Annotated in this window: 2 protein-coding genes and 1 pseudogene; all 3 read right to left on the reverse strand. The window is 65.3% G+C overall.

Translation table 11 applies throughout. The features are described from left to right. A pseudogene (locus VMR03_RS04400) lies at positions 1-458 on the reverse strand (bifunctional folylpolyglutamate synthase/dihydrofolate synthase); the annotation flags it as partial. A 10-nt stretch (positions 459-468) separates the two neighbouring features. Next, on the reverse strand, positions 469-1,365 hold the full coding sequence (gene accD / locus VMR03_RS04405) for an acetyl-CoA carboxylase, carboxyltransferase subunit beta (protein WP_325402657.1): 897 nt from the start codon (positions 1,363-1,365) through the stop codon (positions 469-471). A 13-nt stretch (positions 1,366-1,378) separates the two neighbouring features. After that, on the reverse strand, positions 1,379-2,097 hold a 719-nt coding region (gene trpA / locus VMR03_RS04410), incomplete at its 5' end, for a tryptophan synthase subunit alpha (protein WP_325402659.1).

Here is a 2,097-nt window from a genome sequence, read left to right on the forward strand (position 1 = left end):
CGCCCGCCCATGCCGACTTCGAGGATCAGCGCATCCGCCCTGTGCCGCGCGAAGGCGAGGAAAGCCATGCAGGTCGTGATTTCGAAGAAGGTGATGGGCTGACCGCCGTTGATGCGCTCGCATTCGTCGAGCAATGCCGCAAGCTCCGCCTCGTCGATGGGCGCGCTCTTTGGATGGCCGGCGAGCCGGATGCGCTCATGAAAGCGCACGAGATGCGGCGACGTATAGGCATGGACGCCGTAGCCGCCCGCTTCGAGACAGGCGCGCAGATAGGCCGACGTCGAGCCCTTGCCATTGGTGCCCGCGATATGGAAGGTCGGCGGCAGCGCCCGCTCGGGATGGCCGAGCGCGGCAAGAAGCCGCCAGGTGCGGTCGAGCGAAAGATCGATCAGCTTCGAATGAAGCTTCGTCACCCGTTCGAGAATGATGTCGCTCGTCTCGGGTTTGCGGTCGCTCACGATGCCGCCGTCAGCGCGATGCGGCGCGCGCGGGCAGGTTCGGCGTCGGCGCGAGCTTCGGCTTGTGCATCAGCACGCGGATCGTGCGCGCCAGCGTGTCCCTCAGCTTGTGGCGATGCACGATCATGTCGATCATGCCGTGGTCGAGCTGGAACTCGGCCTTCTGGAAATCGTCGGGCAGCTTTTCGCGGATCGTCTGCTCGATGACGCGGCGGCCCGAAAAGCCGATCAGCGCGCCGGGTTCGGAAATCTGGATGTCGCCGAGCATCGCGTAGGAGGCAAGCACGCCGCCGGTCGTCGGGTCGGTCAGCACGACGATATAGGGCAATCCCGCCTCGCGCATCATCTCGACCGCGACAGTCGTGCGCGGCATCTGCATCAGCGAGAGGATGCCCTCCTGCATGCGGGCGCCGCCCGCCGCCGTGAAGAGAATGAAAGGTGCCCGCTTTTCGAGCGCCACTTCCGCGCTCTTGATGATCGCCTCGCCCGCCGCCATGCCGAGCGAACCGCCCATGAAGGCGAAGTCCTGGACGGAAATCACCGTCTCGACACCGTCGAGGGGTCCGTGTGCCACGGTGATCGCCTCGTCGCGGCCCGTCTTTGTGCGCGCTTCCTTCAGCCGGTCCGGATATTTCTTCTGGTCTCGGAATTTCAGCGGATCGAGCGGCACGCCGTCGACCGTGATTGTCTGGTACTGGCCGTCGTCGAAGAGCGAGGCGAGCCGCGCCGCGGTGCCGAGACGCATGTGATGGTCGCAATGCGGGCAGACGTTGAGCGCCGCATCGAGATCGCGGTGAAAGATCATCTCGTTGCAGGACGGGCATTTGCGCCAGAGATTGTCCGGCGTGTCCTTCTTCTTGAAGACGCGCTGGATGCGCGGGCGAACGACATTGGTGATCCAGTTCATCTCGTGTCTCCGCTCATTCCGCCGCTTTGGCGTGGGCGCTGTGAACGCCGTTCGCGAGATCGCGCACCAGCGCGAGGACGCGCCCGGCGGCGCCTTGTTTCGGCTTTCCGTTCGTGTCGAGTTCATCGGCGATGGCACCGACGATGGCCGAACCGACGACCGCACCGTCGGCGGCGCTGGCAATGGCCTTCGCCTGTTCCGGCGTCTTGATGCCGAAGCCGACCGCAACCGGCAGCGACGTATGCCGCTTGATGCGCTCGACGGCGGCGGCGACCTTGCTTGTTTCCGGCGTGGCCGAACCGGTGATGCCGGTGATCGAAACGTAATAGACGAAGCCCGACGTATTCGCGAGCACGGCGGGAAGCCGCTTGTCGTCGGTGGTCGGCGTCGCGAGACGGATGAAGTTGAGCCCCGCCTTCAGCGCCGGCTCGCAGAGCTCGTCGTCTTCCTCCGGCGGCAGATCGACAACGATCAGCCCGTCGACGCCCGCTTCTTTCGCGGCCTCGAGAAAGCGCGGAACGCCCATGTGATAGATCGGATTGTAATAGCCCATCAGCACGATCGGCGTGTCGTTGTCCCCGGCGCGAAAGGCGCGCACGAGGTCGAGCGTCTTCTTCATCGTCGCGCCCGCCTTCAGCGCGCGCTGCGACGAGGCCTGGATCGCCGGGCCGTCGGCCATCGGATCGGTGAAGGGCATGCCGAGTTCGATGACGTCGGAACCCGCACCCGGAA

This window comes from Parvibaculum sp. (assembly GCF_035511255.1).
GTDB lineage: Bacteria > Pseudomonadota > Alphaproteobacteria > Parvibaculales > Parvibaculaceae > Parvibaculum.

What these genes read in the sequence shown, in the direction of transcription:
- accD (WP_325402657.1), bottom strand. Translation starts at nt 1,365, where the DNA reads ATGAACTGGATCACCAATGTCGTTCGCCCGCGCATCCAGCGCGTCTTC.